26 protein-coding genes are annotated in these 25,584 nt (G+C 71.7%); 15 read left to right on the forward strand and 11 right to left on the reverse strand.

The genetic code is table 11. The features are described 5' to 3' along the window. Positions 1-20: 20 nt before the first annotated feature. Positions 21-749, forward strand: a complete 729-nt coding sequence (locus ACIBK1_RS09950) for a phosphoadenylyl-sulfate reductase (protein WP_030505395.1) — start codon at positions 21-23, stop codon at positions 747-749. Then, positions 749-1,492, forward strand: a complete 744-nt coding sequence (locus ACIBK1_RS09955) for a sirohydrochlorin chelatase (protein ID WP_030505396.1) — start codon at positions 749-751, stop codon at positions 1,490-1,492. The genes ACIBK1_RS09950 and ACIBK1_RS09955 overlap by 1 nt, the downstream gene beginning before the upstream one ends. 14 nt (positions 1,493-1,506) lie before the next feature. Here ACIBK1_RS09955 and ACIBK1_RS09960 read toward each other — a convergent pair whose 3' ends face one another. After that, positions 1,507-1,803, reverse strand: a complete 297-nt coding sequence (locus ACIBK1_RS09960) for a hypothetical protein (RefSeq protein WP_231513693.1) — start codon at positions 1,801-1,803, stop codon at positions 1,507-1,509. A gap of 160 nt (positions 1,804-1,963) precedes the next feature. Here ACIBK1_RS09960 and ACIBK1_RS09965 point away from each other — a divergent pair, with 160 nt between their 5' ends. After that, on the forward strand, positions 1,964-2,437 hold the full coding sequence (locus ACIBK1_RS09965; protein ID WP_030505398.1) for a GNAT family N-acetyltransferase: 474 nt from the start codon (positions 1,964-1,966) through the stop codon (positions 2,435-2,437). Positions 2,438-2,635: 198 nt separating this feature from the next. Here ACIBK1_RS09965 and ACIBK1_RS09970 read toward each other — a convergent pair whose 3' ends face one another. The 3 genes from ACIBK1_RS09970 to ACIBK1_RS09980 form a co-directional block, all read right to left on the reverse strand. After that, positions 2,636-3,427, reverse strand: a complete 792-nt coding sequence (locus ACIBK1_RS09970) for a hypothetical protein (protein WP_030505399.1) — start codon at positions 3,425-3,427, stop codon at positions 2,636-2,638. Between the two features lies 1 nt (position 3,428). Then, positions 3,429-3,926: a SigE family RNA polymerase sigma factor gene (locus ACIBK1_RS09975; protein WP_030505400.1), complete on the reverse strand. Its 498-nt coding sequence runs from the start codon at positions 3,924-3,926 to the stop codon at positions 3,429-3,431. Between the two features lie 145 nt (positions 3,927-4,071). After that, the gene (locus ACIBK1_RS09980) at positions 4,072-4,761 is read right to left on the reverse strand and encodes a DUF1707 SHOCT-like domain-containing protein (RefSeq protein ID WP_081903236.1); all 690 of its coding nucleotides are present in this window, start codon (positions 4,759-4,761) and stop codon (positions 4,072-4,074) included. A gap of 158 nt (positions 4,762-4,919) precedes the next feature. Here ACIBK1_RS09980 and ACIBK1_RS09985 point away from each other — a divergent pair, with 158 nt between their 5' ends. The 6 genes from ACIBK1_RS09985 (at position 4,920) to ACIBK1_RS10010 (ending at position 12,376) form a co-directional block, all read left to right on the forward strand. Further along, entirely contained in the window at positions 4,920-6,461 is a 1,542-nt protein-coding gene (locus tag ACIBK1_RS09985) for an ankyrin repeat domain-containing protein (RefSeq protein ID WP_231513694.1), read from the forward strand. Between the two features lie 109 nt (positions 6,462-6,570). Further along, on the forward strand, positions 6,571-8,181 hold the full coding sequence (locus ACIBK1_RS09990; protein WP_396733825.1) for an isovaleryl-CoA dehydrogenase: 1,611 nt from the start codon (positions 6,571-6,573) through the stop codon (positions 8,179-8,181). A gap of 101 nt (positions 8,182-8,282) precedes the next feature. Next, positions 8,283-8,708 (forward strand): OsmC family protein, encoded by a 426-nt coding sequence (locus tag ACIBK1_RS09995; protein ID WP_396733827.1) that lies wholly within the window; start codon positions 8,283-8,285, stop codon positions 8,706-8,708. A 114-nt stretch (positions 8,709-8,822) separates the two neighbouring features. Beyond that, entirely contained in the window at positions 8,823-10,943 is a 2,121-nt protein-coding gene (gene glgX / locus ACIBK1_RS10000; RefSeq protein ID WP_076434686.1) for a glycogen debranching protein GlgX, read from the forward strand. 168 nt (positions 10,944-11,111) lie between these two features. Then, positions 11,112-12,071: an AzlC family ABC transporter permease gene (locus ACIBK1_RS10005; RefSeq protein ID WP_396733830.1), complete on the forward strand. Its 960-nt coding sequence runs from the start codon at positions 11,112-11,114 to the stop codon at positions 12,069-12,071. Then, on the forward strand, positions 12,068-12,376 hold the full coding sequence (locus tag ACIBK1_RS10010; protein WP_030505406.1) for an AzlD domain-containing protein: 309 nt from the start codon (positions 12,068-12,070) through the stop codon (positions 12,374-12,376). Before ACIBK1_RS10005 ends, ACIBK1_RS10010 begins: the two co-directional genes overlap by 4 nt. A 58-nt stretch (positions 12,377-12,434) precedes the next feature. Here the strand turns inward: ACIBK1_RS10010 and ACIBK1_RS10015 are convergent, their stop codons facing one another. Then, entirely contained in the window at positions 12,435-13,544 is a 1,110-nt protein-coding gene (locus ACIBK1_RS10015) for an ATP-dependent DNA ligase (protein WP_449566881.1), read from the reverse strand. Beyond that, positions 13,528-14,265: a pyrimidine reductase family protein gene (locus ACIBK1_RS10020; RefSeq protein WP_030505408.1), complete on the reverse strand. Its 738-nt coding sequence runs from the start codon at positions 14,263-14,265 to the stop codon at positions 13,528-13,530. Before ACIBK1_RS10020 ends, ACIBK1_RS10015 begins: the two co-directional genes overlap by 17 nt. Before the next feature lie 288 nt (positions 14,266-14,553). On the opposite strand from ACIBK1_RS10020, the gene ACIBK1_RS10025 reads away from it, so the two are divergent. The 3 genes from ACIBK1_RS10025 (at position 14,554) to ACIBK1_RS10035 (ending at position 17,911) form a co-directional block, all read left to right on the forward strand. Continuing rightward, positions 14,554-15,420: a tyrosinase family protein gene (locus tag ACIBK1_RS10025; RefSeq protein WP_396733833.1), complete on the forward strand. Its 867-nt coding sequence runs from the start codon at positions 14,554-14,556 to the stop codon at positions 15,418-15,420. A gap of 230 nt (positions 15,421-15,650) precedes the next feature. Continuing rightward, a complete protein-coding gene (locus ACIBK1_RS10030) occupies positions 15,651-16,484 on the forward strand; it encodes a class II glutamine amidotransferase (protein ID WP_030505410.1) in 834 nt (277 codons plus the stop codon). 23 nt (positions 16,485-16,507) lie between these two features. Further along, complete coding sequence (locus ACIBK1_RS10035; protein WP_396733837.1) at positions 16,508-17,911, forward strand: glutamate decarboxylase; 1,404 nt, start codon at positions 16,508-16,510, stop codon at positions 17,909-17,911. Between the two features lie 119 nt (positions 17,912-18,030). Here the strand turns inward: ACIBK1_RS10035 and ACIBK1_RS10040 are convergent, their stop codons facing one another. Both ACIBK1_RS10040 and ligD read right to left on the reverse strand, forming a co-directional pair. After that, positions 18,031-18,309, reverse strand: coding sequence for a hypothetical protein (locus tag ACIBK1_RS10040; RefSeq protein WP_156080695.1), 279 nt, complete (start codon positions 18,307-18,309; stop codon positions 18,031-18,033). Positions 18,310-18,798: 489 nt separating this feature from the next. Then, a complete protein-coding gene (gene ligD, locus ACIBK1_RS10045) occupies positions 18,799-19,794 on the reverse strand; it encodes a non-homologous end-joining DNA ligase (RefSeq protein ID WP_357322587.1) in 996 nt (331 codons plus the stop codon). A 410-nt stretch (positions 19,795-20,204) separates the two neighbouring features. On the opposite strand from ligD, the gene msrB reads away from it, so the two are divergent. After that, positions 20,205-20,606 (forward strand): peptide-methionine (R)-S-oxide reductase MsrB, encoded by a 402-nt coding sequence (gene msrB, locus ACIBK1_RS10050; protein WP_030505414.1) that lies wholly within the window; start codon positions 20,205-20,207, stop codon positions 20,604-20,606. Between the two features lie 3 nt (positions 20,607-20,609). Here the strand turns inward: msrB and ACIBK1_RS10055 are convergent, their stop codons facing one another. Continuing rightward, a complete protein-coding gene (locus tag ACIBK1_RS10055; RefSeq protein WP_396733840.1) occupies positions 20,610-21,203 on the reverse strand; it encodes a hypothetical protein in 594 nt (197 codons plus the stop codon). Positions 21,204-21,535: 332 nt separating this feature from the next. On the opposite strand from ACIBK1_RS10055, the gene ACIBK1_RS10060 reads away from it, so the two are divergent. Together ACIBK1_RS10060 and ACIBK1_RS10065 are read left to right on the forward strand one after the other, a co-directional pair. Further along, positions 21,536-22,297 carry an SDR family NAD(P)-dependent oxidoreductase gene (locus tag ACIBK1_RS10060; RefSeq protein ID WP_396733843.1) on the forward strand — a complete coding sequence of 254 codons (762 nt, stop codon included), beginning with the start codon at positions 21,536-21,538 and terminating at the stop codon, positions 22,295-22,297. A gap of 77 nt (positions 22,298-22,374) precedes the next feature. Beyond that, a complete protein-coding gene (locus ACIBK1_RS10065; RefSeq protein ID WP_396733846.1) occupies positions 22,375-23,169 on the forward strand; it encodes a maleylpyruvate isomerase family mycothiol-dependent enzyme in 795 nt (264 codons plus the stop codon). Between the two features lie 79 nt (positions 23,170-23,248). Here the strand turns inward: ACIBK1_RS10065 and hemQ are convergent, their stop codons facing one another. Continuing rightward, positions 23,249-23,950, reverse strand: coding sequence for a hydrogen peroxide-dependent heme synthase (gene hemQ, locus ACIBK1_RS10070; RefSeq protein ID WP_030505418.1), 702 nt, complete (start codon positions 23,948-23,950; stop codon positions 23,249-23,251). Between the two features lie 88 nt (positions 23,951-24,038). Further along, on the reverse strand, positions 24,039-25,541 hold the full coding sequence (gene hemG, locus ACIBK1_RS10075) for a protoporphyrinogen oxidase (RefSeq protein WP_396733849.1): 1,503 nt from the start codon (positions 25,539-25,541) through the stop codon (positions 24,039-24,041). Positions 25,542-25,584: the final 43 nt, after the last annotated feature.

The following is a 25,584-nucleotide window of genomic DNA, read 5'->3' on the forward strand; positions in this document are numbered from 1 at the left end:
ACGACGTGTGAGGAGTAACAATGTCGGTGGCGGAGATAGAGGCAGGACTGGAGCGGCAGCGGGTGACGCTGGACCTCCAGGGCATCGTGGAGTCCGCGGCGCGCTTCCTTGAGGACGCGCCCGCCCGGGAGATCATCCGTTGGGCCGCGGCCACCTTCGGCGACCGCCTCTGTCTCACCTCGTCGATGAGCGACGCCCTGCTGATCGATCTGGTCAGCAGGGTCAAGCCCGGCGTCGACGTGCTGTTCATCGACACCGGCTACCACTTCGCCGAGACCATCGGCACCCGGGACGCGGTCGAGGCGGTCTACCAGGTCAACGTGATCAACGTGAAGCCGTCCAGGACCGTCGAGGAACAGGACCGCGACCTGGGGCCGCGCCTGTACGGGCGCAACCCCGACCTGTGCTGCTACCTGCGCAAGGTCGAGCCGCTCAACCGGGCGCTCGAGCCGTACCTCGCCTGGGTGTCGGGCATCCGCCGCGACGAGTCGCCCACCAGGGCGAATACCAAGGTCGTGGAGTGGGACGCCAAGCGGCAGATGGTGAAGGTCAACCCGATCGCCCGGTGGACCCAGGAGGACGTCGACAACTACATCGCCGACAACGGCGTCCTGATCAACCCGCTGCACTACGACGACTACCCCTCGATCGGCTGCGCCCCCTGCACCCGCCGGGTGGCGCCGGGCGAGGACCCGCGCAGCGGCCGCTGGGCCGGTCTCGGCAAGATCGAGTGCGGCATCCACCTCTGATGACCGTCCCGCACGAAGGCGCGCCGCTGATCGCGGTGGCGCACGGGTCCCGCGACCCGCGCGCTACCGCGACCGTGGAGGCGCTGCTCGACGGCGTACGGCGGGCGCGGCCCGGCCTGGACGTCCGCGCCGCCTATCTCGACCACTCCACGCCGTCGCTGCCGCAGGCGCTGTCGGGGCTGGACGAGGCCGTCGTGCTCCCCCTGCTGCTCACCGCCGCCTACCACAGCCGGGTGGACATCCCGGCGGCGCTGCGGGAGGCGGCCGGCCGCACGCCGCGGCTGCGCGCCGTCTGCGGCCCTACGCTCGGCCCGCACCCGCTGCTCGTCCGGGCACTCGAGCGCCGCCTCGCCGAGGCCGGCGTGGAGATCGGCGACCCCGGCACCGCCGTGGTGCTCGTCTCGGCCGGCTCCAGCGACCGCCGGGCGAACGCGACGATCGCCGCCGTCGCCCGCGAGTGGGCGCGCACCCGCCCCTGGTGGTCGGTCAGCGCCGCCTACGCCTCGGCCGCCGCGCCCACCCCTCAGGACGAGGTCGTACGGCTGACGCGCGCGGGCGCCCCGAAGGTCGTGGTGGCGCCCTACCTGCTGGCCCCCGGCTACTTCGCCGACAGGGTGGAGCGCGACACCATGGAGGCCGGGGCGCACGCCGTGGCCGGCGTCCTCGGCCCCGCTCCCGAACTGGTCACGCTCCTGCTCGAACGCCACGCCCAAGCCGTACGCGCCGCCTCCGAGGCCGCCTGACCGCGCGGCCGGGGCTAGGTGAAAAGGTCGTCGGCGGAGGCGACGGTGGCGGCCCTGCGGACCCAGGTGCTGAGCTGGCTCAGGTCCTCACACCGGAGGATCCGTTCACGCGCTTCATCGGAGATCTCCAGACCACGGGCGTCGAGCACCGTGAGAATCGAGTTGATCTCGCCTTCCGCACGGCCCTCCTCACGACCTTCCGCACGGCCCTCCTCACGACCTTTGTCAACCCAGTGCGAGAAGTACTTCTCGCCGAGGTAGTCGAAGTCCTGAATGGTGGTCACCATCTCCTCCAGACGCTTGACGGTCACTTCCGGCTTCGCTCCCTCCGCCCTCGGTGGACATTGGCGGACAGCATGCTGGCGCATGACAACCTGGACGAATCGGGACGCATTCGTTTAGTGCTGTGACCGGCAGCATTACCGAGGTTAACCGCTGGACCGAGTTTCGCAGGGCTTGTAGGTTCCCGACGTGACTGATGACGGCAAGACGCGGATCCGATTCGCAGAGGAAGCAGATGCAGCCGTGATCGCGCGGATCCACATGACCTCTCGGTCGGCGACGATGCCCTACCTGCCCCCGCAGAAGCGCAGTCACGAGCAGGTGACCAGATGGATCCAGGACGTCCTGCTCAAGCTGTGTCGCACGTGGGTCGCAGTGCGTGATGCGGAGATCATCGGCTATGCGGCCCTCGACGGCGACATGCTCGAACACCTCTATCTGCGCCCGGACGTCCGCCGCCAGGGAGTCGGCACGCTACTGCTCGATGAGGTCAGGCGGCACAGCCCTGATGGGGTGTCGCTGCACGTCTTTCAGCAGAACACCGATGCCCGCGCGTTCTACGAGAGCCACGGTTTCACCGTCCTCGACACCAACGATGGTGATCGCAACATGGAGAACCTGCCCGACATGACGCTTCGCTGGACGCCGAACAACGCTCAGTGATCTGTACCGGCCAGACGAGCCGAAGGCTCCGCCGCGGCTGAGAGTGGTCGGCCGCCCCCGCCGGACATGACAGACCGAACATCCAACGGAGCTCCTGTTGGACTGTGATCTTGGTCGACGCTGCTCTAGCAGGAGCTCCGTTGCTGTCTCCGCCACCCTTGGCAATCCTCACTGATCGGCAGCTGAACGGCATTGGCACTAGCCCTGCGGGGATGGCGGCTTCTCGCTGGGCTGGTCGCAGGCCGAGGAGAGGATCTCACGCCCGTTCGGCCCGCGGATCACGATGTCCCTGTCGCAGTTGATGGGCGTCGGCGCCACGGCCAGCAGCCACGCCTCCCGGATCGTCACCCTGCCGCCGGTCCGGTATTCGCCGGTCTCGGCGACGAGCCGCTCGGCCTCCTGCTCGCCCAGCGCGGGAATCGGCGCGCCCGGGTCGCCGTCCGCCGCCACCCGCTGGACCGGCACCAGCGCGACGTCCACCTCGTTGTCTCCCCTCAGATCCCCGCCGGACTCGTCGATCCACGAGAGCAGGTGATCGACATGGTCGCTCTGGACGCCGCAGACGCCCTGGGCCTCCAACCGGCCGTTCAGCCAGACGAACGCGTACGACGGCTCGCGGCAGTCGACCTGCACGTTCACCGAGGTGCTGATGCCCGTGTAGGGGAACCGCAGGACGCGCCCGCCCGTCTCGATCTCCTTTTCGAGGAACACCCGCTGCCCCGCGAAGTACGACACCCCCGGAGTCAGCGCAGGGCCGGCCATGGCGGCGGCGGCCGGGCGCTCGTCGGGCGCGATCGTGACCGTACGCGGCGAGGTCGCCGCCATCACCACGGCGGCCAGGCCGGCGGCCAGCACCGCCCCCGCAGCACCGCGACGGCGCCGGATGCGCCGCACCCGCCGGTCGACGTCGGCCAGGGTGACACCCGCGCCTCCCGCCGTGGACGCGTCCCGGGCGAGCAGGTCACGCAGGTAGTCGTCGGTCATCGTCATGTCAGCCCTCCAGGCTCATCGCGGAGCGGGCGGCGGAATCGACGCGCAGCCTGGCCAGGGCCCGGCTCGCCTGGCTTCGAACGGTGGCGGCCGAGCAGCCGAGGATCTCCGCGATCTGGGCGTCACCCAGGTCGGCGAAGTAACGCAGCACGATCACGGCGCGCTGTTTCGGCGGCAGACAGGTGAGGGCCTGCCGTACGGCGTCGCGGGAGCCGAGCAGGTCGGCGGAGTCGCAGACGGCCGGTTCCGGCAGTACTCCGGTTGGCTGCTCGCCCCGCCAGCGTCTGCGCCACCAGGAGGCGTGGGTGTTGGCCAGGATGCGGTAGACGTACGGGTCGGGGTTCTCGCCGACCCTGCGCCAGGCCAGCCACGCCTTGGCCAGCGCCGTCTGGAGCAGGTCCTCGGCGGTGGCCCAGTCACGGCAGAGCAGGTAGGCCGTCCGCAGCAGTCGGTCCGAGCGCTGCTGGACGTAGCGCTCGAAGTCGGCCCGGTCGCGCATGTGCGGCCCCCAGGTTCTCGGTGATCCCTTGGTGAACGGTCACCGATGACTACGCTCTGGGGGCGTCCCGACGTTGCCTGGCGGGCCGATCCTCCGGGTGGCCGGCCGACGCGGCCCGATCAGTGGGCCAGATAAGTGGGCGCGATCAGTGCAGGCCGCGGTGGCGGCGGTGGGGCACCTCGTATCCGCCGTGGCCCGGGCGCTGGCGGCGCTCCTGCCACCACTCGCTCCAGGCGAACAAGCCACGCTTGATCGGCTCGGCCCGCGAGTCGCCGATGATCTTCACATCGCCCATCAGCACGTACGCCGTGACCTTGACGACGGGGGCGGACTGGCCGCGGGGCGCCTCGACCACCTGGACCTTCTTGTCGCCCATGATCGTGACGCCGGAGAGCTCGACGTCGACGCCGTCCGGCACGATGATCTTCACGTCGCCCATCACGCACGTGGCGACGATGTCCACCTCACGCCCGCGCACCTCGGCCTGGCGCAGGTCGAGGACCACGTCGCCCATCACGCAGACCGCGCCGATGCCGTCGTCGATCCGCCACGTGCCGGTCCTCTTGGCGTCGCCCATCACCGCCACGATCCACTTGCGCATCCTGCCCTGCGGGGCGGCCGGCACAGCGGGCCCGGGAGCGGGGGCGGGAGCGCCGCCCGGCAGGTCGGCGGTGATCTGGGCGAGCTCGCCGTGGGTCTGTGCCAGATAGGCGGCCTCGGTCCGCTCCGTCAGTTCCGCGAGGGTCAGCCGTCCCTCCGCGGAGGCCACGCGCAACTGCTCCACCGCTGCCTCGCGTTCGGCGTCGGATGCCCGCATACCACCCGGATCGTTCACGCCCTAAACCGTATCCCGGCCGGCCCCGCTCTCCCTCCTCCCTGGGAACGATCCTGGGAACGATCTCGGAGACGATCCGGAGAGACGATTCCCGGAGACGATCCGGAGAGACGATCCCTGCGGACGACGCACGGAACGGGCTGTGTGAGCATGGAATCGTGACCCGCAGCAGGTTATTGGAAGCGGTGGCGGGAGGGGACGTCTCGCGGGTGGCGGCGATGCTGCATCCGGACACCGCCGTGAACCCCGCTCAGGGGACGACCCCGCTCTACCGGGCGGCCGTCTGCGGTCACCACGACATCGTCAGGCTGCTCCTGGAGTACGGCGCCGACCCGGACCAGCCGAGCGGGGGGCACGAGGAGGGCCTTCCGCTCTGCGCGGCGGCGTGCTGGAACCACGCCGAGACCGTGCAGGCGCTGCTCGACGGCGGCGCCGACCCCGACGCGGCGGAGGAGGGCGGCTGGACGCCCCTGCTGTGGGCCGCGGCGAACGGCAACCTGGAAGTGGCCGACATCCTGCTCGACGCCGGGGCCGATCCCGGCCGGGCCGACGACGACGGCGACACCCCGCTGACGCTGGCCGCGATCTTCGGGGCGTACGGGATCGTCTGGTCCCTGCTGGAACACGGCGCCGACCCGTCCGCGCCCGGCTGGGACGGCGCGACCCCCCTGGAGATCGCCGTGCGGCTGACGGCGGTTGATCTCGAAGCCGTGTTGCGCGAGGAGATCTCCACGAGGGTGGAGGGCGAGCACACGGTGCTGGTGGTCCACGCCTGCGGCGCGGACGGCACCCGGCGGGTCACGGTCGAGGCGCGCGGCGCCGACGGCCTCTACTCCGTCACCCGTCAGCAGGGGCACGCCGCGATCGCGACGGTCCTGGAGGCGACTCTCGGCCTGCGGCCCCCCGCGGACGTGCTGCTCAGGCGCGCGCTGCCCTATCGCGACCTGGACGAGGACGACGAGACGTGGTGGGCGGCCGTCCACGCGCTCCAGTCCCGCCACGACGAGGAGACGTTCCTGGCGCTGGCCCGGCTGTGCGAGAGCGACGACGCGGTGGAGCGGGAGTTCGGCGTCGACGTGCTCGCGCAGTTCGGCCAGATGACGGACGTCGGCGGGCAGACGGGGCTGGGCGAGCCGGGGCCCGGCGGGGAAACGGGCCTCGGCCATGCCATCGGGCACGACCCCTACCGGGATCGCATCCTGGAGATCCTGCGCGACCTGGCCCGGCACGAGACCGAGCCCGCGGTCGTCGAGGCGCTGCTCCGCGCGTTCGGCCACCAGACCGACGAACGGGCGCTCCCCGAGGTGCTCACGATCATCAATAGTCCCGGCCGGGAGCCCACGGTCCACGACCCCATGGCACTCGCCGCGGTCCTGCCTCCGGACCACGAGGACGGGCTGGCCACGCTGATCCGCCTGAGCCGGTGCGCCGACGACGAGGTGCGCGACTGGGCCACCATGGGCATCGCGGGACTGCCCGCCGACACCGCCCCCATCAGGGACGCCCTGGTCTCCCGGCTGACGGACCGCGATCTGACGACGGTGGCCGAGGCCGCGCGGGGCCTGGCCGGGCGCGGGGACCGGCGCGCGATCGAGGGCGTCCACCGGGTGCTGTGCGAGGCGGGCGCCGACCAGGACTACGCCCGCGACCTCGCCCTGGAGGCGGCCCAGGAGCTCGGACTGGAGATTTCAGGCGCTTGACCGTTTGCCGTCCGGTGTTTGTCGCGGCCGTCCGAGATGTTGAGATGGAGTCCCGGCATCGTGGACGTCCCGGCATGGACGAGTCCCGGCATCGACCACAGGAGGACCAGTGACCCACGACGTGACCAACCAGGTGCCCCCGCTCACCGGCCACGACGTCGCGGCCGACCAGGCTCTGCTGGAGGGGCTCGCCAGGGAGGGGGCGGACTGGGCTACCGGGGAGCTGCGCCAGCTCGGCCTGCTGGCCGGTTCGGCGAAGGCGCAGGAGTGGGGGCGGCTGGCCAACGAGCACCCGCCCGTCCTTCGCACCCACGACCGCTACGGCAACAGGATCGACGAGGTCGAGTTCCACCCGGCCTGGCACGAGCTGATGACGATCGCCGTCGAGAGCGGCGCGCACGCCGCGCCCTGGACGTCGGCCCGCCCGGGTGCGCACGTCGCGAGGGCCGCCAAGTTCTTCACCTGGTCCCAGGTCGAGGCCGGGCACGGCTGCCCGATCTCCATGACGTACGCCGCCGTGGCCGCGCTGCGGCACTCGCCGTCGCTGCGCGCGGAGTGGGAGCCGCTGCTCGCCTCCCGCACGTACGACTTCGGGCTGCGCCGGCCTCAGGACAAGCGCGGCGTGCTGGCCGGGATGGCCATGACCGAGAAGCAGGGCGGCTCCGACGTGCGGGCCAACACCACCAGGGCCGAGCCGCTGGGCGACGGGAGCTTCGCCCTGACCGGCCACAAGTGGTTCAACTCCGCCCCGATGTGCGACGTGTTCCTGGTGCTGGCCCAGGCCCCGGGCGGGCTGTCGTGCTTCCTGCTCCCCCGTGTGCTGCCCGACGGCACCCGCAACGCGGTGCGCCTGATGCGGCTGAAGGACAAGCTCGGCAACCGGTCGAACGCCTCGGCCGAGGTCGAGTACGAGGACGCGGTCGCCTACCTCGTCGGCGAGGAGGGCCGGGGCGTCCGGACGATCATCGAGATGGTGAACATGACCAGGCTCGACTGCGTGATCGGCTCGGCCGCCGGCATGCGGTACGGCCTGACGCAGGCGCTCCACCACGCCCGTCACCGCAGGGCGTTCGGCCGGACGCTGGCCGAACAGCCGCTGATGCGCTCGGTGCTCGCCGATCTGGCGCTGGAGTCGGAGGCGGCGACCACGCTCATGATGCGCCTGGCCGGGGCGACCGACAGGGCGATCCGGGGCGACGCGGCCGAGGGCCTGTTCCGGCGGGCGGCGCTCGCCGCCGGCAAATACTGGGTGTGCAAGCGGGCGCCGGTCCACGCGGCGGAGGCGCTGGAGTGCCTCGGCGGCAACGGGTACGTCGAGGAGTCGCAGATGCCCCGGCTGTTCCGGGAGTCGCCGCTGAACGGCATCTGGGAGGGCTCGGGCAACGTGGCCGCCCTCGACCTGATGCGCGTGATGGCCAGAGAGTCGGAGGCGGTCGAGGCGTTCTTCGCCGAGGTGGCCCTGGCTCAGGACAGGAGGATCGCGGACGCGGCCGAGCGGGTGCTGAAGAGGCTCGCCTCGGCGGGAGAGGCCGACGCGCGCCGGGTGGCCGAGGAGATGACGCTGGTCCTCCAGGCGTCCCTGCTCGTACGGCACGCCCCCGCCGCGGTGGCCGACGCGTTCTGCGCCTCGCGCCTGTCCGGCGACTGGGGGCGGGCCCTCGGCACGCTCCCCTCCGGCCTCGATCTGGAGGCGATCCTGGACCGCGCGGCGACGGCGTGAGCCGACAGGCCATGCCGGTGGGCCATGCCGGTGGGCTATGCGCACCGGCGGCGGCGTTAAGGTCACTGTGGATAGGCTCCGCTTACTGAAGGGATATCGCCATGGCGACCACTCGTACCGCGACGACGCAGTGGAAGGGCGCGCTGCTCGACGGTTCGGGCACCGTTTCGCTCGACACCTCCGGGGTCGGCTCCTTCGACGTCTCCTGGCCCTCCCGGGCGGAGGCGGCCAACGGCAAGACGAGCCCGGAGGAGCTGATCGCCGCGGCCCACTCCTCGTGCTTCTCGATGGCCCTGTCCGCCGGCCTGGCCAAGGCGGGCACGCCGCCGCAGTCGCTGGAGACCCGGGCGGACGTGACCTTCCAGCCGGGCGAGGGCATCACCGGCATCGTGATCTCCGTCCGCGGGCAGGTGCCCGGCATCTCGGCCGAGGACTTCCAGGAGGCCGCCGAGACGGCCAAGGCGAACTGCCCGGTGAGCAAGGCGCTCGCCGGCACGACGATCACCCTCAACGCCGAACTCGTCTGAGCACCAGCGGGAGCCCCCGCCGGACCCGATCCGGCGGGGGCTCCCGCGTTCCCGTGCGAGAGCAGGGGTCGTCGCGGGTGCACGATTCGCCCGAGCAGTGGAGAATGAGGTTACATGCGCGAGGTTTGGCCTGGAGAGCCCTACCCGCTCGGCGCCACCTGGGATGGTGTGGGCACCAATTTCTCGGTGTTCTCAGAAGTGGCCGAGCGGGTCGAACTGTGCCTGTACGACGACAGGGGTGAGGAGACCCGCGTCGACCTGCCCGAGGTCGACGGGTTCGTCTGGCACGGCTACGTGCCGGGAATCATGCCCGGCCAGCGGTACGGCTTGCGCGTGCACGGGCCCTACCGGCCCGACTACGGGCACCGGTGCAATCCGTCCAAGCTGCTGCTCGACCCGTACGCCAAGGCGATCGAGGGCTCGGTGCGGTGGAACGAGTCGCTCTTCTCCTATCACTTCGCCGACCCCGCGCGGCTCAACACCGAGGACTCCGCGCCTTACATGCCGAAGAACGTGGTCGTGAACCCGTTCTTCGAGTGGGGCAACGACCGGCCGCCCCGCACGCCCTACCACGAGACGGTGATCTACGAGGCGCATGTGCGCGGCCTGACCATGCGCCATCCCGCCGTCCCCGAGGAGCAGCGGGGCACCTACGCGGGGCTCGCGCACCCGGCCGTGATCGACCACCTCCAGTCGATCGGCGTGACGGCGGTCGAGCTCATGCCGGTGCACCAGTTCGTGCCCGAGCACTTCCTGGTCGCCCGGGGGCTGACCAACTACTGGGGCTACAACACGATCGCCTACATGGCGCCGCACAACGCGTACGCCAGCTCGGGACAGCGCGGCGAGCAGGTCCAGGAGTTCAAGGCGATGGTGCGCGCCCTGCACGACGCGGGGATCGAGGTGATCCTCGACGTCGTCTACAACCACACCGCCGAGGGCGACCACATGGGCCCCACGCTGGGCTTCCGGGGCATCGACAACGTCGCCTACTATCGGCTGCGCGAGGAGGACCGCCGCTACTACCTCGACTACACCGGGTGCGGCAACTCGCTGAACGTCCGCTCGCCCCACGCGCTTCAGCTGATCATGGACTCGCTGCGCTACTGGGTGCTCGACATGCACGTGGACGGCTTCCGCTTCGACCTCGCCGCCGCGCTGGCCCGGGAGCTGCACGACGTCGACCGGCTGAGCGCGTTCTTCGACCTCATCCAGCAGGACCCGGTGATCTCGCAGGTCAAGCTGATCGCCGAGCCGTGGGACGTCGGCCCCGGCGGCTACCAGGTCGGCAACTTCCCACCGTTGTGGACGGAGTGGAACGGCAAGTACCGCGACTCCGTGCGTGACTTCTGGCGCGGGGCCTCCCGGACGCTGCCCGAGTTCGCCTCGCGTCTGGCCGGGTCGAGCGACCTGTACGCCAGCAGCGGCCGCCGCCCGGTCGCCTCGATCAATTTCGTGACCGCCCACGACGGGTTCACCCTCACCGACCTGGTGTCGTACGACCACAAGCACAACGAGGCCAACGGCGAGGGCAACCGCGACGGCACGGACGACAACCGCTCCTGGAACTGCGGCGCCGAGGGCCCCGTGGAGGATCCCGGCATCGTACGGCTGCGCCGCCGGCAGCGGCGCAACCTCCTCACCACGCTGTTCGTGTCGCAGGGCGTGCCGATGCTGCTGGCGGGCGACGAGTTCGGCCGCACGCAGCAGGGCAACAACAACGCCTACTGCCAGGACAACGACACCTCGTGGATCGACTGGTCGCTGATCCGGCAGGAGGGCGACCTGCTCGATTTCGTCCGCCGCCTGGCCGCGTTACGGCGGGCGCATCCCGTCTTCAAGCGGCGCCGATTCTTCCAGGGCCACTCGTTCGGGGACGGCAGCAGGGACATCATCTGGCTCACGCCGTCCGGCACCGAGATGACCGACGGCGACTGGCACACCGGCTACGCGAAGTCGCTGGCGGTGTACGTCAACGGCGACGCGATCAGCGAGCCCGGCCCGCGCGGCGAGCGGATCACGGACGAGACGTTCCTGCTGCTGATCAACGCGCACCACGAGAACCTGACGTTCGCCCTCCCGGGGCCGGAGCTGGGGGCCGCCTGGCGCCCCGTCCTCGACACCGCCGACGAGGACGTCCGCGACGACCCGTACGCCGAGGAGATCCTGCCCGCCGAGGCCAAGGTCTGCCTCGCCGACCGGTCCATGCGGGTCCTGGTCTGCGCCGGCGGCTGAGCCGTTCCCGCCGCCGCCCCGGCCGCCGGAAGGCCGCGTCGTGACCGGGCCCCTGGAGAGCCGGGCCGCGACCCCGCGCGGGTCTCCCCCCGGTAGGGGTCGGCGGCACGAACCCGGCCACTCACCCTCACACGGGACGTTCCTGCACGCTTCGTTACTCTCGGGGCCGTGACCACGACACCAGTGCAGGCCGGCCTGCCGCCGAAACCCCGGGCGGCGGTCGTGCGGGACGCCCTCGGGGTCGGCACGGCCGTCGGCCTGTCGGGCTTCGCGTTCGGCGTGACCTCGGCGGGCGCGGGGATGACCGTCGTCCAGACCTGCGTGCTGTCGCTGTTCGTGTTCACCGGGGCGTCCCAGTTCGCGCTGGTAGGCGCGCTCGGCAGCGGCGGGAACCCACTCGCCGCCGCGGCCGGGGCGCTGCTGCTCGGCGTCCGCAACGCCTTCTACGGGCTGCGGCTGTCCCAGCTGCTCGGGCTCCCCGCATCGGTCCGCCCGCTCGCCGCGCAGTGGGTGATCGACGAGACCTCCGCCGTGGCCCTGGCCCAGCCCGACCGGCGCCTCGCCCGGCTCGGGTTCACGGTCACCGGGGTCAGCCTGTACGCCGGATGGAACATCACCACGTTCCTGGGCGCGCTGGGCGCCTCCGCGCTGGGCGATCCGGCGGCGTGGGGGCTCGACGCCGCCGGTCCGGCAGTCTTCCTCGCCCTGCTCCTGCCCATGCTCCGGGCCCGCTCCTCCTCCGCGCCCGCCACCGCTCCCCCTGCGGCTTCCCCGGCCTTCCCGGAACCGGCCGATCAGCCGGCCCGCCCGGAACCGGCCGATGAGCCGGCCCGCCCGCAGACGGCGCCGCCCGGCACGCCACCACCTGGCACTCAAGCATCCGGCACACAGGCACCTGGAACACCGGCAGCCGGCGCATCGCCGGCCCGGGGCCCGCTCCCCCGGCGCGCGGAGGCGGCGGTGGCCGTGGCGGTGGCGGCGCTGGCCGTCGTGCTCGCCCTCGTCTGCGTGCCGTTCGTGACCGCGGGCGTGCCGGTGCTGGTGGCCGTGCTCGCCGCGCCCGCCGTACTCGCCGTACTCGCCGTGTCACGGCTGCTCACCCGTCGCCCGTCCCGAGGAGGACGCTGATGGTCTGGGTCGCGATCGTCGTCACCGCGGCCGGGTGCTACGCCGTGAAGCTGCTCGGCCTATCGGTGCCGGCGGCGGTGCTGGAGCGGCCACTCGTCCGCAGGCTGGCCGCGCTGGTGCCGATCGCGGCGCTGGCCGCGCTGATCGCCCTGCAGACCTTCGCCGACGGCCGCACGCTCGTCGTCGACGCCCGGGCCGCCGGGCTCGCCGCGGCGGCCGTCGCGCTACTGCTGCGCGCGCCGTTCCTGGTGGTCGTCGCGGTCGCCGTCGTCGTCACCGCGGCCGTCCGTGCACTGGCGGGCTGAGGGTCAGGCCGGCCGACGGCCCGGTGGCGCAGCGGGTCAGCGGCAGCGGGTCAGCGGGTCAGCGGGCGAGGATCTTGTCGAGGTCGTAGCTCACCGGGCGTTCGAGCTGTTCGTAGGTGCAGGACGCGGGGGTGCGGTCCGGGCGCCAGCGGCGGAACTGGGCGGTGTGCCGGAAGCGATCGCCCTCCATGTGGTCGTAGGCCACCTCGACCACCCGCTCCGGCCGCAGCGGGATGAACGACAGATCCTTCTTGGCGTTCCACCGCGACACGGCCCCGGGCAGGCGCTGGCCCTCGGCGCCGCCCCCCGCGACCTCGGCCCAGTGTCCCCACGGATGCTCGCTCAGGTCCTGCACCCGGTAGGGCGCGAGCTCCTCGACGAGCTCCTCGCGCCGCTTCATCGGGAAGGACGCGGCGACGCCCACATGGTGCAGGCGGCCGTCCGTCGAGTAGAGCCCGAGCAGCAGCGAGCCGACGATCGGCCCCGACTTGTGCTCGCGGTAGCCCGCCACCACGCAGTCGGCCGTCCGCTCGTGCTTGACCTTGAACATCACGCGCTTGTCCGGCGTGTACGGCTGGTCGCCCGGCTTGACGACGATGCCGTCCAGACCGGCGCCCTCGAACGCGTTGAACCACTCGGCGGCCCGGCTCTCGTCCCGGGTGACCGGCGTGAGCCGCACGGACCGGCCCGCACCCGCCAGCGTCTCCTCCAGCCGGGCCCTCCGCTCCGAGAACGGCGCCTCCATGAGGTCTTCCGTCGCGGTGGCGAGCAGATCGAAGGCGACGAAGGACGCGGGCGTGTTCTCCGCCAGCAGCCGCACCCGGGACTGCGCGGGATGGATGCGCTGCTGCAACGCGTCGAAGTCGAGCGACTGCCCTCTGATCAGCACGATCTCGCCGTCCACCACGCACTTGGGCGGCAGCTCCCGCCTGACGGCCTCGACCAGCTCGGGGAAGTAGCGCGTGAAGGGCCGCTCGTTCCTGCTGCCGAGGAAGACCTCGTCGCCGTCGCGGAAGACGATGCAGCGGAAGCCGTCCCACTTCGGCTCGTAGTAGAGCGTGCCGTCCTGCTTCGGCAGCCCCTTGACGGCCTTGGCGAGCATCGGCGCGACCGGCGGAACTACCGGCAGATCCAGGTCGGGGATCTCCGGCTCAACCGGAAGCTTCATCCTGCGCCTCCCTGATGTAGCGGCAGAAGAGGAAGCCGTCCTCTTCGAGCACCTGAGCGAGGGTCAGCGGCGTGTGCGATGCGACGCCGTCCAGTATGCGCGCCGCGTCGCCGCCGGTCAGCAGCGGGCTCACGGTCAGCGCCAGCTCGTCGACCAGGCCGGCGGCGGCCAGCTGCGCGTTCACCCGGGGGCCGCCCTCGCACAGGACGCGGCCGAGCCCCCGGTCGCGCAGCTCGCTCACGGCCCTCGCCAGATCGACCCGCTCGTCGCCCGCGACGATGAGGTCCGCCCTCGCGGCCGCCTCCTCGCGGCGGTCCTTCGGCGCCGACTCCGTCGTGATCACGATCGTCCGGGCGTACGGCTCGGCCTCGGTGAACAGCGAGCTGCCGAGATCGAGGTCGAGGCGGCGCGTGACGACGGCGACGGGCGGCGCCGGAGGCCTGCCCTCCCGCAGATCCCGCCACGACTCGCGTGGGCGCGCCGGCCGGTATCCCTCCGTGCGAACGGTGGCGGCCCCGGCCAGCACCACGTCGGCCAGGCCGCGCAGCAGTCCGAAGATCCGCTTGTCGGCCCGGCCGGACAGGCCCTCCGAGTGGCCCTCGACCCAGGCCGCGCCGTCGGCGCTGGCGACCATGTTGAGGCGCAACCAGTGGTCGCGCGGGTAGGCGTAGGCGGCGGGGATGTCCGGCTCGTCCTCGGCGTAGGGGTGGATGCGGCGCACGCTTCCTACAGTGGCACACGAGAGAACCCGACGCGGTGACGGAGTGAGCGGTGAGGAACGAGCCGCTCGCAAAGCGAACGAGGAGCCGGTGAACAAGTCAGGGAACACCGCACCGGCAACACCGCCGCGACGCCCCGCCCCCCAAGCCCCGCTGCCGCCGATGACCGTTTCATCCCTCCCGGCACCCCGACACGGCGCGAAATTCACGATCCCGGGGCTTCGCCGTTCTAATCTTTCGGCCGGTCGCAACAGGCCACAGGATCCGGTGAACATTCGGGGGGCGGACATATGCGCGGGCCGAGCAGGCGGGAGATGCTGGCGTCGGCGGTGCTGGGCACGGCGGCGATCGCGTTCGGGGTGAGCGGGGCGGCGGCGCACGCGGACCCGGTCCGGCCGCCGGTCCGCCGGCGGCTCGGCGACATGACCAAGCAGCAGTGGGAGGCGTTCGTCCGGGCGGTGCGCGCGCTGAAGGCACGGGGGACCTACGACGCGCTGGTCAAGACCTACACGGACAACTTCGCGGCCACCCACGCCAACGGCTTCTTCCTGCCGTGGCAGCGCAGGTATCTCCTGCACTTCGAGCAGGAGCTCCAGCGCATCGATCCGGCCGTGTCCGTGCCGTACTGGGACTGGCCTCTCGACAGCCGGGCGCCGGAGCGCTCGACGGTGCTGTCGAAGGCGTATTTCGGAGGAAACGGCAATGCGAAGCACGATCAGGCCGTGCTCGACGGCGCGTTCGCGGGGTGGACCGCCAGAATCCCGCAAGTCCATCCGCTCCGGCGTTCCTACGCCGACGGCGGGAAGATCTCCCCATGGGCCTCGGCCGATCTCATCGCCACCATGCTGAAAAATCCGGACTTCCAGGTGTTCAACATGCAGCTGGAGATCCACATCGGCGCGGTGCAGATGGGCATCGGAGGGGACCTGGCCCAGGCCGCCGCTCCGAACGACCCCCTCTACTGGGTCGTCGCCTGCTTCGGCGACCTGCTGTGGCAGATGTGGCGCTCCCGCCATCCCGAGGTCCCGGTCCGGTCGGCGTACGGGAACGTGACCGAGAACAGCCGCCTGCCCCGGTACGGCGACACGGTCGCGGGCGTCCTGGACGTCGAGAAGCTGGGCTACCGCTACGACGGCGTGTGGCCGCGTACGCGCTGACGCGGGGGCCCTCGGCCCGAACGGTGGACCCCACCACGCGTACAACCGGCACGGATGGGAAGGGCAGACGAAGGGGACAGCGGCGGTGAGGCTCGATCGGCGGGCGTCCGACGAGCCCGGAGCCGATCGGGCGGAAGCGGGTCGTACCGCCGCGGCCCCACCCGCGCGGAACGCCGCCGATGTGACGGGACATCGAGACGGCGACCCGCTGCCGTGGGGGGACAGAACTCATGTGCCGCTGGCTGACCTACACCGGCTCGCCGATCGCCCTGGAGAAACTGCTCTACGAGCCGGAGAACTCCCTGATCGACCAGAGTCTCCACGCGAGGTACGGCGAGGAGACGGTGAACGGCGACGGATTCGGCGTCGGTTACTACGGCGACGCCGGCGTGCCGCCCGCGGTGTTCAAGGACACCAAACCCGCGTGGGGCGACCGCAATCTCCGCGAACTGGCCCGCCACGTCCGGTCGCCGCTGTTCATGGCGCACGTGCGCGCGTCCTCTGGAACGGCGATTCAGCAGACGAACTGCCATCCGTTCAGGTACGGCTCCTGGCTGTGGATGCACAACGGCGCGATCTCCGAGTTCGGCCGTCTCAAACGGGATCTGGTCCTGGCCGTCGCCCCGGACCTGTTCCCGGCGATCGAGGGGTCCACGGACTCGGAGGTCATGTTCTTCCTGGCGCTCACACTGGGGATGCGCGAGGACCCGCCGGGAGCGGTGGAGCGGATGGCCGGTCTCGTGGAGCGGACGGCGCGCCGGCACGACGTGGACGATCCGCTCCAGATGTCGCTGGCCACCTCGGACGGGGAGTGCCTGTGGTCCTTCCGCTACTCCAGCGACCGCCGTTCGCGGTCGCTCTTCCACAGCTCGAACACCCAGACGCTCCGGCACCTCCATCCGGAGGTGTTCGAGTCGGCCGATCTCTCCGACGACGCGCGGCTCGTCGTGTCCGAGCCGCTGCGTGACCTGCCCGGCCTGTGGCTGGAGGTGCCGGAGTCGACGTACACGGTCGTCAGACCGGACTTTTTCGATATGCACCCATTCAGCCCAGCTACACCCTGACCCGAGATGGAGAGGAGCGGACGGTGACTCCACAGGAAGGCAGGCGGGCCGGGCAGCGGCCGGTATGGGTCAACCCGTTGTTCGGGGCGACCGACCCCGCCTCCGGGATCACGTCGGTCCCTCCCCGGCGCCGGCTGCCGGAGGGGCCCACGGCGCCCGCCAGCGTGTCCCGGCTCATCCGCGACGAGCTGATGCTCGACGGGAACCCACGGCTGAACCTCGCCACCTTCGTGAGCACCTGGATGGAGCCGGAGGCGCACGCGCTCATGGGCGACATGGCCGACAGAAACCTCATCGACAGGGACGAGTATCCCGCGACCGCCGAGCTGGAGCAGCGCTGCGTCCCGATGATCGGCCATCTGTGGAACGCCCCCGACCCCGACTCCTCGATAGGGACGTCCACCGTCGGGTCCAGCGAGGCGTGCATGCTCGGCGGGATGGCGCTCAAACGCCGCTGGATGCGGCGCAACGCCGGCCGCTACGCCGCCGGAGCGCGGCCCAACCTGGTCATGGGCGTCAACACCCAGGTGTGCTGGCAGAAGTTCTGCAACTACTGGGAGGTGGAGCCCCGCACGGTACCCATGGAGGGCGACCGGTTCCATCTGGGCGCCGAGGAGGCGGCCGGGCAGTGCGACGAGAACACGATCGGCGTCGTCACCGTCCTCGGCTCCACGATGGACGGAAGCTACGAGCCGATCGCCGGCATCTGCGCGGCGCTCGACGCGCTCGAGGAACGCACCGGGTGGTCCGTCCCCGTGCACGTGGACGCCGCGTCGGGCGGGATGATCGCCCCCTTCCTCGAACCGGACCTGATGTGGGACTTCCGCCTTCCGCGGGTCGCCTCCATCAACGTCTCCGGGCACAAGTACGGGATGGTCTATCCGGGGCTCGGGTGGATCCTGTGGCGGGACCGGGACGCGCTCCCGGGTGATCTGGTGGAGCACGTCGACTACCTCGGCGGGGACGTCGCGACGTTCACACTGAACTTCTCCCGGTCCGGGTCGCAGGTCGTCGCGCAGTACTACAACTTCCTCCGGCTCGGTTACGAAGGGTTCCGCGAAGTACAGGGCGCCCTCCGGCGGGTGGCGACCCATCTCGCCGAGCGCATCGAGGGCCTCGGCTGCTTCCGGCTCCTCACCCGGGGCGACCAGCTGCCGGTGTTCGCCTTCACCACCGGCGACGACGTCACCAGGTTCAACGTCTACGACGTGTCCCGGCGGCTGCGGGAGTGGGGCTGGCTGGTGCCGGCCTACCCGTTCCCGCCCAACCGGGACGACCTGCACGTGCTGAGGGTGGTGTGCCGCAACGGCTTCTCACTCGATCTGGCCGATCGCCTGGCGGACGACCTTGACAGCCTGCTGCCCTGGCTGCACAGGCAGCCCGCCCCGATGTTCGGCCCGGACGCCGCGACCAGCTTCCACCACTGATCCACCCACCGGCACGCGCCGGGACGCCGACGGCCACCGCGCGTTCCGGCCAGGCCGGTGCCGGGGTGGCCGGCGGCGTGACCGGGCGCGCGTGCCGCACGGCCCGGCGGGCCCTCGTGTCAGGCCCTCGACGTGGCGCGGGCCCTGCCGGGCGTCTGGGCGACCGTCTCCCGCTCCTGCCTCTCCTGCTGGCGAGCGGTCCTGGAGAGGTCCTCCAGCTCGTGCGCGGTCTCCTCGAACTCCTGCGCGGCCTCACGGCTCATCTTGCTCACGATCCTGCGCCCGCGGAGCGCCATGTCCTCGTACACCTCGCCGGCCTTGGCGAGGGCGTACGGCCCGACGCCCGCGAGGGCGCAGAACGGCTTGGACATCGTGATCCTCTTGACCGGTGTCGTCACTTGGTCACTCTCCATACATATCGGTCTAGCGGCGGCTTCCAGCTGTTCCGGGCAGGGGACAACGGCCGTTCGTCAGGAAGGCGGCCTGCCGAGGGCTTCCATCCCGGACGCTGACGGCGCCGGCGGCCCGCTCCGGGCCGACGTCCGCGGCCCTGGCAGCCGTCCGCGGATCCGTCCAGGTGATGTGGCCGGGACTCCCGCGGTCGTCGTCAGGTTCGCCGCGGCCGCAGCTCAGGCACATGCGGATGTCTCCCCCTGCTCGGTCGTGTGCACAACGGCCCCGCCCTCGGCAGCGGTACGAGGGCGAGGCTCGTGGGTGTTCCAGGTTCGTCCGTATGCGGTCTTGCCCGGGGACGAGCGCCCGCTCCCCCGTCGGCGAGCGCTCGCCAGGACCATCCCCGCACCCGTCTCCAGGGACACCGAGCGGGAATGCAAGAGCCGATCAAGAGCAGAGACAGGCGGACAAAAACACCGTTCGGCGAGTCAGGATCAGCTGGACGGCCTCGCCTTGCTCGGCTGCACGCGCCTCGGCTCGCCGGGCATCTTCGGGTAGTTCGGCGGGTACGGCATGTCGCCCCGCTCGTCGGCGTCGTACCACTCCAGCAGCGTGCCGATGTCGTGGGCCCGGTCGTCGATCGCCCGCTGCACGTCGCCCAGCTCGGCGAACCGCTCCGGCATCGTTTTGATGTCGAAGTCGCGCGGGTCGCAGTCGGCCAGCTCCTCCCAGGTCACCGGGGCGGAAACCCGGGCGTCGGGCCGCGCGCGGACCGAGTAGGCGGCCACCACCGTGCGGTCGCGGGCGTTCTGGTTGTAGTCGATGAAGACCTTCTCCCCCCGCTCCTCCTTCCACCAGGCGCTCGTCGCGAGGTCCGAGCGCCGCTCGACCTCCCGGGCGAAGGCGATCGCGGCGTACCGCACCTCGGTGAAGGTCCAGCGGGGCTCGATGCGCACGTTCACGTGGACGCCGCGGCTGCCCGAGGTCTTGGGGAAGCCCGTCATGCCCAGCTCGTCGAGGATCTCCTTGGCCGTGAAGGCCACCGTGCGGGCCTGCTCGAACGAGGTGCCGGGCTGCGGATCGATGTCGATGCGCAGTTCGTCGGGGTGGTCGAGGTCGGCGCGGCGGGCGTGCCACGGGTGGAAGTCGATCGTGCCGAGGTTGGCGCACCACGCGATGGCCGCCACCTCGGTCGGGCAGAACGCGTCGGCGGTGCGCCCGCTGGGGAAGCGCACGGTGACGGTCTCGATCCAGTCGGGATGCCGGGGCATCCGCTTCTGGTAGATCGCTTCGGTGCCGACGCCGTCGGGGTGCCGCTTGAGGTAGGTCGGCCGCTCCCGCAGGGCGCGCAGTACACCGTCCCCCACGCTCACGTAGTACTCCACCAGGTCGCGCTTGGTGGCGCCGATCTCGGGGAAGTAGACCTTGTCCGGATTGGTGACCTTGACCGTGCGGCCACCCACCTCTATCTCGATGTACGGCGAAGCCATGGAGGTGACCCTACCCGGATGAGGGGGTCCGTCCCGGGCTGCCGACGGCGGCCGGACCGGGCGCTCCCACGGCCGCGCCCTCCCGGCGCAGGCACGTGGTCGCGTACGGCGCGCTCGCGTTCGGACGGCGCCGCACGCGACGGGACGGACCACGGCGGCCGCCCTCGGGCGGCCTCCTCTCACCGTCCGGCGGCGTCCAGCACGGGTCGGGTGCCTCGCCGCCCTGACGGCGGTGCGGGTGACCGCCCCCGCGCGGGTGACGGCGATCAACCCCCTCGTCAGTGAAGACGCCGGAAGACCTGGAAAAGGATGCTCCGGCTCACCAACATGTGCGGGGAAGATCCGGGGCGTCCCTGGAGTTTCTCACTTCGTAATCCCCGCGAGGGGCTGCCGAAGGCAGGGTGGTGAGCATGGAGAAGGTAATCAAGAGCGACGCCGAGTGGCGCGCGCAGCTTTCCCCCGAGGAATACCGGGTCCTCCGGCAGGCGGGTACCGAGCGCCCGTTCGCCGGCGAGTACGTCGACACCAAGACCGTCGGCGTCTACTCCTGCCGTGCCTGCGGGGCGGAGCTGTTCCGGTCGGACACCAAGTTCGAGTCGCACTGCGGCTGGCCGTCGTTCTACGAGCCGTCCGAGTCGGCCGCCGTGACCCTGCACGAGGACGACTCCCTCGGCATGCGCCGGGTGGAGGTCCGCTGCGCCCGCTGCGACTCGCACCTCGGGCACGTGTTCCACGGCGAGGGCTATCCCACGCCGACCGACGACCGGTACTGCATCAACTCGGTCTGCCTGACCCTGCAGCCGGGCGAGTGACGCCTATTTCGGCTCGGGGTAGGTGACCCGGCAGTCGTCGTCGTCCGGGCCGAGGACGTTGGCGAGGACGGGGTTGCCGTTCTCGCCGAACCGGGACTGGACGAACACCACGGGGTTGGCCTCCCCACGCTCGGCCAGATACTCCAGGCCGCGCTTGCACAGCGTGATCGCGGTCTTGGAGTTGTCTGCGTTCTCGGGGAGGTTCGTGTAGATGCGCAGGTAGCCGCCCTCGGTGCGGATGTCCTTGACCCGCTTGGCGGTCTTGTCGCTCCACCTGCTGCGGAAGTAGGCCTGCGCCGAGGTGTCGGTGTACTTGGACGGTCCCGACGCCTTCTCCTCGGCCGCCTTCTTGTCCCGTTTCGCGGCCGGCTTCTTGTCGGTTTCGACGCTGGCGACGGTCAGCTCGCCGGCCGGGGAGGCCTGCGGCGCCGGCGCGGCGACCACGTGCCCGGGCTCCGCGTCGGACCGCGACAGCGGCCAGGCGATCGCGACGGCCCCGACGGCGAAGGCGGCCACCCCCAGGGACACTTCGACGACGTGCGAACGGGCCCGCCTCTTGCGGCGGCGCCCCCTGGAACGTGCCAGCCCGCTAGCCACTCTGCCTCACCCAGACGTCCATCCTTCGTCACAGTATGGCAAAGACTTCGGGCCGCCAAGACCGTTTTCGACGCTTAGCGCAAGATCCGCCCGAATGTCCCTTGCGTACTCCGCCGAGGCGTGGACCGCTCCGGCCACGACGGACGTACGGCCCGCCGGACGTCCGTCGTGGCCGGGGCCCGGGGACGGTTCCCGACGTGGCTGATGGCGGGCATAAGCCGCCGCTATGAGCAGATCGGAAGCTCCGCGCCGATTCTCGCTTTCACCTCTTCGAAGCGCCGAGCCGCCCATCCGGAGGCCGGCGACGAACCGAACAACCAAGGGTGAACGTGATGACCGTGGAAGTGACGACCGGGGAGCTGGCGGGACAGGGCGCTCTGGTCACGGGGGCCACCAAGGGAATCGGACGGGTGACCGCGCTGACGCTGGCCCGGCTCGGCGCCGAGGTGGTGCTGTCCGGCCGCGACGAGCGGCAGGGCGAGCAGGCGGTCGAAGAGATCCTCGCGAGGGGCGGCCGGGCGCACTTCGTCGCGGCCGACCTGCGCGACGAGGCGTCCGCGCGGTCGCTCGCGCGGCGCGCGACCGAGTTGGTGGGCCATGTGGACGTGCTGGTGAACAACGCCGGCGTCTACCCCTTCGCCCCCTCGACGGACATGACCGAGCAGGACTTCGACGGGGTCTACGACGTCAACGTGAAGGCCCCGTTCTTCCTCGTCGCCGAGCTGGCGCCGGCCATGGCCCTGCGCGGCGGGGGCGCGATCGTCAACGTCACCACGATGGTGGCGGAGTACGGCCACTCCGGCTACAGCCTGTACGGCTCCAGCAAGGCCGCGATCGTGCTCCTCACCAAGTCGTGGGCCGCCGAGTTCGGCCCCAGGGGCGTGCGGGTCAACGCGGTGAGCCCCGGCCCGACCCGCACAGAGGGCACCGCGCCCATGGGCGAGGACCTGGAGATCCTCGCACGGACCCTGCCCGCCGGCCGTCCCGCCTCCCCGGAGGAGATCGCCGAAGCGATCACGTTCCTGGCCTCGCCGCGGGCGAGCTTCGTCCACGGGACGACCCTCCACGTGGACGGCGGCCGCTGGGCGGTCTGACCCTGTCCCACCCGGCGCGGTTCGGCGGCCGGGCCGGCCGCCGAACCGCCGTCCACGAACCCGAAGGAGTGATCAGCATGGAGACCACGCAGGACACCGCCCGTCGGCTCGCGGCGCTGCACGCCGCCTCACGGTCGTTGACCGCGCTGGTGTACGGGCTCTCGGAGGAGGAACTGAAGCAGCCGTCCTACGCGGACGGCTGGAGCATCGCCCAGGTGCTGTCTCACCTGGGCAGCGGGGCGGAGATCAGCGCGAGGCTGGTGGAGCGGGGCAGGGCCGGGGACATGACCGGTCCGACCCGCGAGGAGATGCTGCCGGTCTGGGCACGCTGGGACGAGCTGCCCCCGCTCGCGCAGAGGGCGGCGTGGCGGGAGGCCGACGCCCGGCACCTGGGCCTGCTGGACTCCCTCGACGCGGCCGAGCGCGCCACTGTGCGGATCCCGTACTTCGCGGGACAGATCGGCGTTCCCGCCTACCTGGGCTACCGCCTGTCGGAGCAGTCGGTGCACGGCTGGGATGTGACCGTGGCCCTCGACCCCGGCGCGACCGTCCCCGGCGAGGAGGCGCGCCTGCTGTGGGAACGCCTCGACCTGGTCACGCGCCGGTTCCACGACCGCGGCACGCTCCGCCGCCTCGCTCCCGCCCGGGTGGCGCTGGAGCTGACCGACCTGCGGCGCACGGTCTGTCTCGACCTGGGAGAGGAACCGCGCATCCGCCCCGAGGAGCCGGCGGACCCCGCGGCCACGGTCACCGGAACCGCCGACGCCGTCCTGCGCCTCGTCTACGGACGCAACCGCCCCGGTGTCGACGGCGTCACGGCCAGGGGCTCGGTGGCGCTGGACGACCTGCGCTCCCTCTTCCCGGGCTTCTGACGGGCACGGGCGCCGCGCCGAGTGGGAAAAGCCCCGGGCGGCGTCCTCGGCGCCCGGGCCCCAGGCCGGGGCGCGATCGCTAGGGCAGCGCGGCGACGAGCTCGCCGACCGGCTTGCGGGTGCCGGTGTAGAAGGGGATCTCGATCCTGGTGTGCCGCCTCGCCTCGGCTCCGCGCAGGTGGCGCATCAGGTCGACGATGCGGTGCAGCTCGTCGGCCTCGAACGCCAGCATCCACTCGTAGTCGTTGAGCGCGAAGCAGGCGACCGTGTTGGACCGCACGTCGGGGTACTCGCGCGCCATCATGCCGTGCTCGGCCAGCATCGTGCGCCGCTCGGAGTCCTCCAGCAGGTACCACTCCAGGGACCGTACGAAGGGGTAGACGCAGACGAAGCCCCTGGGCTCCTCCTCCGCGAGGAAGGCCGGGATGTGGGACTTGTTGAACTCGGCCGGGCGGTGCAGGGCCATGGCCGACCACACCGGCTCGCTCGCGCGCCCGAGGGCGGTGCGGCGGAAGCGGGTGTAGGTCTCCTGCAGGTCCTCCGGCGAGGCGGCGTGCCACCAGAACATGAAGTCGGCGTCGGCGCGGAACCCGGCCACGTCGTAGCAGCCCCGGGTCGTCACGTCCTTGCCCGCCGCCTGCGCGAGCAGTTCCTCGACCTCGTCGGCCACGCCCTCGCGGGCGTCGGGAAGGCGGTCGCGCAGCCGGAAGACCGACCACATCGTGTAGCGGATGACCAGGTTGAGATCGCGCGCCTTGGGCCGCGGGGCAGGCTCCGTCATGCCTCCATTCTGCCGGTGGGGGGCGGTGGTCCGGCCGCCGGGTGCCTCCCAGATCAGGCCCGTCGGCGGCAGGCGTCCACGCCGCCCCTCAGGCGTCCGCGGCCGGTGTGCCCTGTGTCTCCGGCAGGTGCTGTGTCTCCCGCAGGTGCTGTGTCTCCCGCAGGTGCTGTGTCTCCCGCAGGTGCTGTGTCTCCCGCAGGTGCTCCAGGACGAGCTTGGCGGCGGTGCGGGCGGTCGCGACGCAGGCCGGGATGCCGACGCCCTCGTACGCGGCGCCGCAGACGGCGAGGCCGGGCTGTCCGGCGATCGCGGCGCGCACGCGGGCGACGCGGTCGAGGTGGCCCACGTCGTACTGCGGGAGCGCGCCGCCCCAGCGGGTGACCCGGGTGTCCAGCGGCAGGCCCCGCACGCCCATGATCTCGGCCATCTCGTTCATCGCCAGAGCCGTCAGCTCGGCGTCGTCGCGCTGGAGCACGAGTTCCTCGCCCAGCCGGCCGAGCGAGCACCGCACGATCAGGACGTTGCGGTCGGCCTCGGCGAGGTGGGGCCACTTGACGCTGCTGAACGTCGCCGCCTTGACCGGCCTGCCCTCGACCGGCGGCACGAGGTAGCCGCTGCCCTCCGGCGGCTCGGGGAACGCCGCCCTGGGATAGGCGAGGGTGACGATCCCCATGCTGGCGTACTCGATCGCGGCCAGTTCGGCCGCCGCCTTCGGCGCCTCCCGCCGGAGCAGGCGCGAGGCGGGCCGTGCGGGGACCGCCAGGACGACGGCGTCGGCGTCGATCGTCTCCTCGTCCCTGGTGGGACCGGTGACCAGCCGCCAGCCGTCCGGCGTCCTGATCAGGTCGCGGACGGTGACGCCGGTGCGGATCTGCGCGCCCGACTCCTTGGCCACCGCGGCGGGCAGCGCGCCCAGGCCGTTCCTGAGCGTGGTGAAGACCGGCCCGGCGTCCGCGGGGGCCTCCGCCGTGATGCTCCGGGCCGCCTGCAGCAGCGACCGATCGGTGCGGGCGACGGCGGCGATCCTCGGCATGGTCGCGTCCAGCGACAGCATGTCGGCCCGGCCCGCGTACACGCCGCCGAGCAGCGGCTCGACCAGCCGGTCGACGACCTCGCTCCCCATCCGGGCCCGGATGTACGCCGCCACGGAGACGTCTCCGGTCACGAGCGTCGGCGGCAGGAACTGGTCGAGGGGCACCCGGGCGAGCCCGGCCGGCGACAGGACGCCCGAGCGCGCGAGGGCGACCACGTCGGAGGGGACGCCCATCACCTGCTGCCGGGGCAGCGGGCGCAGCGCCCCGCGCGACAGGACCGCGGCCCGGGTCGTGCCGGGGTCCACCAGGTCGTCGCCGAGGCCGGCCAGCCGGGCCAGTTCCTTGCCCTCGGGCCGCCGCGCCAGCATCGACTCGGCGCCCGCGTCGACCTCGATCCCCGCCACCTGCGAGGCGTACAGCTTGCCGCCGACCCTCGGCGCCGCCTCCAGCACTGTGACCCGCAGGCCGGCGTCGGCCCGGTTCAGGTGCAGCGCGGCGGCCAGACCCGCGATGCCCCCGCCGACGACGACCACATGACGTCCCGCAATCCCGTCCATGGGGCAAAGCTACCGGCCCGTACGCCCGGTGCCCCCACCGGCG

It is taken from the genome of Microbispora rosea (assembly GCF_044460045.1).
Taxonomy (GTDB): Bacteria; Actinomycetota; Actinomycetes; order Streptosporangiales; family Streptosporangiaceae; genus Microbispora; species Microbispora rosea.

Coding starts and splice junctions, on each gene's coding strand:
- ACIBK1_RS09950 (WP_030505395.1), top strand. CDS start 21: ATGTCGGTGGCGGAGATAGAGGCAGGACTGGAGCGGCAGCGGGTGACG.
- ACIBK1_RS09955 (WP_030505396.1), top strand. CDS start 749: ATGACCGTCCCGCACGAAGGCGCGCCGCTGATCGCGGTGGCGCACGGG.
- ACIBK1_RS09970 (WP_030505399.1), bottom strand. CDS start 3,427: ATGACGATGACCGACGACTACCTGCGTGACCTGCTCGCCCGGGACGCG.
- ACIBK1_RS09975 (WP_030505400.1), bottom strand. CDS start 3,926: ATGCGCGACCGGGCCGACTTCGAGCGCTACGTCCAGCAGCGCTCGGAC.
- ACIBK1_RS09995 (WP_396733827.1), top strand. CDS start 8,283: ATGGCGACCACTCGTACCGCGACGACGCAGTGGAAGGGCGCGCTGCTC.
- glgX (WP_076434686.1), top strand. CDS start 8,823: ATGCGCGAGGTTTGGCCTGGAGAGCCCTACCCGCTCGGCGCCACCTGG.
- ACIBK1_RS10015 (WP_449566881.1), bottom strand. CDS start 13,544: ATGAAGCTTCCGGTTGAGCCGGAGATCCCCGACCTGGATCTGCCGGTA.
- ACIBK1_RS10025 (WP_396733833.1), top strand. CDS start 14,554: ATGCGCGGGCCGAGCAGGCGGGAGATGCTGGCGTCGGCGGTGCTGGGC.
- ACIBK1_RS10030 (WP_030505410.1), top strand. CDS start 15,651: ATGTGCCGCTGGCTGACCTACACCGGCTCGCCGATCGCCCTGGAGAAA.
- ligD (WP_357322587.1), bottom strand. CDS start 19,794: ATGGCTTCGCCGTACATCGAGATAGAGGTGGGTGGCCGCACGGTCAAG.
- msrB (WP_030505414.1), top strand. CDS start 20,205: ATGGAGAAGGTAATCAAGAGCGACGCCGAGTGGCGCGCGCAGCTTTCC.
- ACIBK1_RS10060 (WP_396733843.1), top strand. CDS start 21,536: ATGACCGTGGAAGTGACGACCGGGGAGCTGGCGGGACAGGGCGCTCTG.
- ACIBK1_RS10065 (WP_396733846.1), top strand. CDS start 22,375: ATGGAGACCACGCAGGACACCGCCCGTCGGCTCGCGGCGCTGCACGCC.
- hemQ (WP_030505418.1), bottom strand. CDS start 23,950: ATGACGGAGCCTGCCCCGCGGCCCAAGGCGCGCGATCTCAACCTGGTC.
- hemG (WP_396733849.1), bottom strand. CDS start 25,541: ATGGACGGGATTGCGGGACGTCATGTGGTCGTCGTCGGCGGGGGCATC.